This window comes from Peribacillus cavernae (assembly GCF_003989135.1).
Taxonomy (GTDB): domain Bacteria; phylum Bacillota; class Bacilli; order Bacillales; family DSM-1321; genus Peribacillus; species Peribacillus cavernae.
Map to the genome: position 1 here is coordinate 1 of NZ_RYZZ01000009.1, position 6,399 is coordinate 6,399.

Below are 6,399 nucleotides of genomic sequence, written 5' to 3' on the forward strand. Positions count from 1 at the left end.
TCAAATCGCTCACAATCGCTGACATTTCATCTTCTTGGTCAAACTTGCGATTTAATTCATTCTTCTGTTCTGATTCGTTACATGACTTCACATGGGGTTTAAATTGAGCTACGGTGTAAGCCGAGACAAGGCCCTGCTCTTGCATAATTCGCCCAATTCGTCGTCTAGAAACGATTAGAGTTGCCGCTTATCCCATCAAAATAGGTGCTGGTAACATTATGTTATGGGCTCCCGGAAACATTTGTTTCACTTCTGAAGCCTGTGCGGCATGACTTCCCAAAATGCCGGGACTGACGGATAAAAATAAAGAAGATGCCAGGGTGAGCGCTGGCATTTTTCTTCTTAACTTGGGTCTTGCAAAAAAAATGTCGACTAGAATTACGGGGGCAAATAGTTCCATTTATAAACAAATGAATCAAAATAAATTTTTCCCATTACATACAAATACTTCTTGAATGCACGGGTGGAATAAAGTAGTATGAACGTAGAATGATACGAAAGGGTGACGTAAAGCCAATGAACAACTAATCCTAATTAAAGAAAATTTCTCGTATTACACGAAAATATTTCTGGATAGGATTAGTGTGGCTTTTTTATATGTAAAAGGGACAACATTGTTTTGCTGTGTTCTGCCTTTTTGCGGTTTTTGCCTCCTATCCAGATCTTATGGAAAAGGAGGTTTTTGTTTTGACCGTGGAAAATTCAGATATTACGATGGGTGCTTTGTTTCAGAATCGATTTATCCGCACAATCTTGTTGTCGGTGTTTTTGCTGCAAATCGGCATTTGGGTGCGCAACTATTCAATTTTGCTGTATGTCATCGAAAAAACCAATGAGGATCCGGTAGCCATCTCGCTTATTTCCGTAGCCGAATTTGCGCCAATCTTTCTGTTTTCCTTCATTGGAGGTACTTTTGCCGACCGCTGGCGTCCTAAACGAACAATGATTTGGTGTGATTTGCTGAGTGCACTTTCCATTTTGGTGGTGTTGTTGACTCTGATGTTTGCAAGCTGGAAAGTGATTTTCTTCGCCACGCTTGTTTCATCGATACTTTCACAATTTTCCCAACCATCAGGGATGAAACTGTTCAAGTTGCATGTCAAGGAAGAGTTAGTTCAAATGGGCATGTCCATGTACCAGACGATATTTGCCTTGTTCATGATCCTTGGCCCCATTATCGGAACTTTTGTTTTTCAGCAATACGGTATTAGTGTGGCCATTGCCATTATGGGATTAGCTTTTTTGCTGTCAGCTGCCACTCTTGCATTCCTTCCTCCTGACCCGGAGAACGAGGAAAATACGCATAAACCAACTCTTATGGACGATATTAAAGCCGGATTCAGCTATGTATGGAACAACCGGGCGTTGACTTTGCTTGGAGGCAGTTTTGCAGCTTGCGGTATGGCCTTAGGGCTGACGCAGCCACTTACGGTTTTTCTCGTTACTGAACGTCTCGGCTTACCAAAAGAGCAGCTCCAGTGGCTGATGGCGGCATTCGGGATCGGTATGATTTTAGGCGGTGTCCTTACAGCGGCATTAGCAAGAAAAAGTCCACCTCAATTTCTGCTTGCCGTTGGATTGGTTGTTAGTGCCATGGGATTTTTAGCAATGGGACTTTCTGAATATTTATGGCTAACGCTAACCATTCAATTCATCAGCGGCTTGTTCATGCCATGTATTCATATCGGCATTAATACAATGATTCTTCAAAACACAGAAGCTGCGTTTATCGGCCGTGTCAATGGGATTCTAAACCCGATGTTTATGGGAACTATGATCATCTCAATGAGTGCCAGCGGATGGCTGAAAGAAAATTTCCCACTTGAAACAATATATCAGTCAGCAGCCATGCTGTTTATTGTCGCAGCACTCACCCTCATTCCCCTTTTCAAACAAGCTCCTTCCGGATACCAAAAAGAGGAAGATATGTAAGTCATATGTAAATAGCAGTTTGTATTTTTTATAATCAGGATAATGGGCGGGAATTAGAAAATGCTTTTTGCCGGTTTGCCTGACAATCTAATTGGAATTCTAAAACCTGTGTAGAAGTGCTTCTTCTATACAGGTTTTTTTATTAGGAAATTAACACGATGAGGCTTAAAGATACCGGAGACCATCTTATATACTATATTCAAGCTAATACTAAGTGACTCAGATCTACATGTAAACGATAGTATTCCGCAAAGGTGTGTCCACTTTTTAGACTAACTCAAAGTATGCTGGAATCAAGCGGAAACTTCCATCAATTAAGCGAAAAACATCCTGATATAAGCGAAAAGCAAATGCTGAAGCCGGTCCGCTATTTCCTAACCCTCCCAACGGCCCAAGGGTGTTTAAAGCTTATGAATCTGGCGGGAATGAATCCAGAAATTACTTTTTTCTCGATTTTATGAAGATGATGTGAAGAAAGGTAAAATTCTCGTCTGCTAGATCGCTTTACTGATCCTTCAGGTATTAACTAGTTGTTGCTCAATTGCTAATCATGAAATCGATTACACGTTTAATATTGACAAGTATAGAAAGTTTAATTAATATTAAATTGTATAAACGTGAATACGTATTCAAAGGAGGAAACGTAAGTGGCAGAGTATTTAAAAAGAGGTAAAAGTTTAGAAGAGGTAGCTGCAAACGACGCGAAAGTATCGGAAACGGTTTCCCAGATTATTAATCAGATAGAAAAGGAAGGAGATTCTGCTGTACGGGAGCTCTCAAAAAAATTCGATAAGTGGAGCCCGGAAAGTTTCAAGCTTTCCCCAGAGCAAATCGATGAAATTATCAATTCTGTTCCGGACCAGGTCATCGAAGATATTAAATTTGCTCAGGCACAGATTCGCAACTTTGCACAGGAACAGCGCAAAAGTATGAAAGACATCGAAGTGGAGACGCTTCCAGGTGTCATTCTTGGCCATAAAATCATTCCGGTCGACAGCGTTGGCTGCTATATTCCAGGTGGACGTTACCCAATGGTTGCTTCTGCGCATATGAGCGTGCTTACTGCGAAAGTGGCTGGTGTTAAGCGCGTCATCGCATGTACACCGCCTATCAACGGTGAAATTCCTGCTGCAACAGTAACGGCAATGGCTATGGCAGGGGCAGATGAAATCTACATTCTTGGCGGCGTTCAGGCCATGGTCGCAATGGCTGTCGGAACTGAAACGATTGAATCAGTTGATATGATCGTCGGACCAGGTAATGCTTTCGTCGCTGAAGCGAAACGCCAATTGTACGGACGTGTGGGAATTGATCTTTTCGCGGGCCCTACTGAAACACTTGTTGTAGCTGACCAAACTGCTGATGCTGAAATGATTGCAACGGATATTCTGGGGCAAGGGGAGCACGGTCCTACTTCACCAGGAGCATTGATCACGACTTCACGCAAATTGGCGGAAGAAACAGTTGTTGAAATTGAGCGCCAATTGGGTGTACTCAAGACAGCTGATGTCGCGCGTGTTTCTTGGGGAGATTACGGTGTCATTATCCTGGTTGATTCCATAGAAGAAGCAGTAATTGAAGCGAATAGACTAGCATTTGAGCACGTTGAAATCCTAACGGAAAACCCCGACTACTTCCTTGAAAATATGACAAATTACGGTTGCCTGTTCCTTGGACCTGAAACGAATGTTGCGTATGGAGATAAAGTCATTGGTACGAACCATACATTGCCGACAAAAGGCGCTGCACGCTATACAGGCGGTTTATGGGTTGGTAAATTCTTGAAGACAGTAACATATCAGAAGGTATCGGAAGATGCGAGTGCCATGATTGGTGAATATGCTGCCCGTCTATGTGAGCTTGAGAACTTCTCCGGACATGCTGAGCAGGCATACTTACGTGTACGCCGCTATGGAAAAAAATAAATTTGACATGAAGAATAAGAAAGTTACGGCAATAGATGTTGCAAAGTTAGCCGGGGTATCGCAGCCAACGGTATCCCGCGTCTTTTCTTCTGAGGGGCAGAGTGTTTCGGCTGAGAAGCGCAAGAGGGTGGAAGAAGCGGCTAAACTATTGGGCTATCAGCCGAACGTATTTGCTCAAAGCCTAATTACAAATAAAACACGGATTATTGGGATTGTAATGACAAATTTGCACAATCCGTTCTATCCAGAAGTATTAAGTTTATTTTATGAAAAGCTGTCGAAGAAAGGGTATCATGTCCTATTCATTAGTTCCGCAAGTGACAGCATTGAAGAGCAGGAGATTCATCAATTTATAAAGTATCATGTTGAAGCAGTTATTGTAACGGATGCGCTTTTGACGTCATCAGCCGCAGAACTGTTTGAAAGGCAAAATACACCGGTCATTTATTTTAACCGCTACTCGAGGAACTCCCGCAATCATGCCGTCATTTGTGACAATTATAATGCCGCGTTTCAGATTGGTAACTACCTGGTTGAGTCGGGGCATCGAAATATTTGTTATATTTCCGGACCGGAAAATACATCAACAACCGAAGATAGAAGAAAAGGATTCCTTGATTCGCTCCGGAAAAACAAACTAAAACCGACAGTGATCGTAAATGGAAACTATGATGCTGAGGAGAGTTATCGTGTCGCAAAACAGGTCCTGCTTGAACATCCTACCATTGACAGCCTGTTCTGCGGTAATGATATTTCCGCTTTTGGTGCTATGAAAGCGGTAACGGATTTAGGGAAAAGGATTCCTGAAGATATTTCCGTTGTTGGTTTCGATGATATTCGTATGGCACGGTGGCCATTGTACAACTTGACAACCTGGAAGCAGCCAATGGAAGAAATGGTTGAAGAAACAATAAATATTATGTTAGACCATATTGGCAATAAGCTAGATTCTCCGACAACCAAGTTGATTCCTGGTGAATTAATCGTAAGGAATTCTGTGAAGAATCGTTCTTCCGTGGATTGATCCTAAATTATGAGGTGAATTTATGCTAAGTATGATCGGTTTAATCGGGGGGCTTGCCCTTCTTATTTTTTTAGCAATGAAAGGAATGAACCTGCTGATTGCAGCTCCACTTTCAGCGCTTTTTGTTGCTTTATTCAATGGATTGCCACTCTTTCCACAAATGGTTGGGGAAGGCGAAGTGAATTTTTTAACTAATTACATGACTGGTTTCTCAGGCTTTATTGCTTCCTGGTATTTGATGTTCCTTATTGGAGCGATTTTTGGGAAAGTGATGGAAGATAGCGGAGCTGCTGAGAGTGTATCCAAATGGATTGTTTCCAAAGTAGGTATGCGGAATGCAGTCATAGCGATCGTTCTTGCCTGTGCCGTTTTGACATACGGAGGTGTAAGCCTTTTTGTTGTTGCATTCGCTGTCTATCCAATGGCTGTAAGCCTTTTTAAGGAAGCAAATTTGCCGAGGCGCTTCATACCCGCAGCTCTGGGCTTTGGGTCGACTACGTTTACGATGACCTCAGCAGGTTCACCGGAAATCCAAAACTGGATTCCAATCGAATATTTGAATACTACTCCATACGCTGGCTGGGAAGTCAGCCTGATAGTAGCGATTTTCATGATTATTTTTGGCTATTGGTGGTTGAAACGGATGATTGGGAAAGCAGTTGCCAACGGAGAGCACTTTATTGAACGTGATACCGATCACCATGAAACCCGTACTGCTTTGCCACACCCGGGTTTAAGTTTAATCCCGTTGTTAATTGTATTAATCATCTCGTTTATATTCCATGATTCTTTAAAGCAATCTGCCTTGATTGTTGCGCTTACCAGTGGCGTATTGGCTACGTACTTATTGAATCGAAAACACTTCATTAACTTTGGAAAAGCAGTAACTGAGGGCACAGTAGGCGCGATCATTGCCATTGCCAACACTTCGGCAGTAGTTGGTTTTGGCGGAGTCGTTAAAGGGACGGAAAGTTTCTCACAAGCAGTTTCCTTCATAACGAGCATACCAGGTAGCCCTCTAATTGGTGGCGCACTTGCCGTATGTATCATTGCCGGTTTGACCGGCTCGGCATCAGGTGGCCAATCTATCGCTCTGCCGCTTCTGGCGCCGCATTATCTGGATATGGGTGTTAACCCTGATGCTTTGCATCGGGTTGTTGCCATCTCATCTGGTTCACTAGACTCTTTGCCGCATGGCGGCTACGTTGTGACGACAATCCGTTCTATTGCCGGTGAAACCCATAAAGATGCATACCCAGCATTCGGGGCGCTGACTGTGATTGTTCCAATCATTGGAGTCATTCTTGCTGTCGTGCTGTTCTCACTTGGAATGTAAAGGCATAGAAAACGAGTTAAAAGGGTTCCTTCAAATGCGTCACACCAGGTCAAGGTGATTGAGGGAATAGTAGATATCTTTACACTTATCAGGGAAGACTTGCTTCCATGATAACGCAACCCCTGCTGTGAAAAGCAGGGGTTTTCTTGTGTGCCCCGCAGTCACACAATCTAGGTGGTTCA

General features: G+C 43.0%; 4 protein-coding genes and 1 pseudogene. 4 read left to right on the top strand and 1 reads right to left on the bottom strand.

Features of this window, described 5'->3' with window-relative positions:
• Positions 1-172, bottom strand: a pseudogene (locus ELQ35_RS09830) (IS3-like element IS655 family transposase); the annotation flags it as partial.
• Between the two features lie 515 nt (positions 173-687).
• Between ELQ35_RS09830 and ELQ35_RS09835 the strand changes: the two are divergent.
• The 4 genes from ELQ35_RS09835 (at position 688) to ELQ35_RS09850 (ending at position 6,217) form a co-directional block, all read left to right on the top strand.
• Positions 688-1,932, top strand: a complete 1,245-nt coding sequence (locus ELQ35_RS09835) for an MFS transporter (RefSeq protein WP_370873536.1) — start codon at positions 688-690, stop codon at positions 1,930-1,932.
• A 647-nt stretch (positions 1,933-2,579) separates the two neighbouring features.
• A complete protein-coding gene (gene hisD / locus ELQ35_RS09840) occupies positions 2,580-3,857 on the top strand; it encodes a histidinol dehydrogenase (protein WP_126864670.1) in 1,278 nt (425 codons plus the stop codon).
• On the top strand, positions 3,844-4,881 hold the full coding sequence (locus ELQ35_RS09845) for a LacI family DNA-binding transcriptional regulator (protein WP_246026031.1): 1,038 nt from the start codon (positions 3,844-3,846) through the stop codon (positions 4,879-4,881). The genes hisD and ELQ35_RS09845 overlap by 14 nt, the downstream gene beginning before the upstream one ends.
• A gap of 22 nt (positions 4,882-4,903) precedes the next feature.
• The gene (locus tag ELQ35_RS09850; RefSeq protein ID WP_126864671.1) at positions 4,904-6,217 is read left to right on the top strand and encodes a GntP family permease; all 1,314 of its coding nucleotides are present in this window, start codon (positions 4,904-4,906) and stop codon (positions 6,215-6,217) included.
• The last annotated feature ends 182 nt before the right edge of the window (positions 6,218-6,399 follow it).

Coding starts and splice junctions, on each gene's coding strand:
- ELQ35_RS09850 (WP_126864671.1), top strand. CDS start 4,904: ATGCTAAGTATGATCGGTTTAATCGGGGGGCTTGCCCTTCTTATTTTT.
- ELQ35_RS09845 (WP_246026031.1), top strand. CDS start 3,844: ATGGAAAAAAATAAATTTGACATGAAGAATAAGAAAGTTACGGCAATA.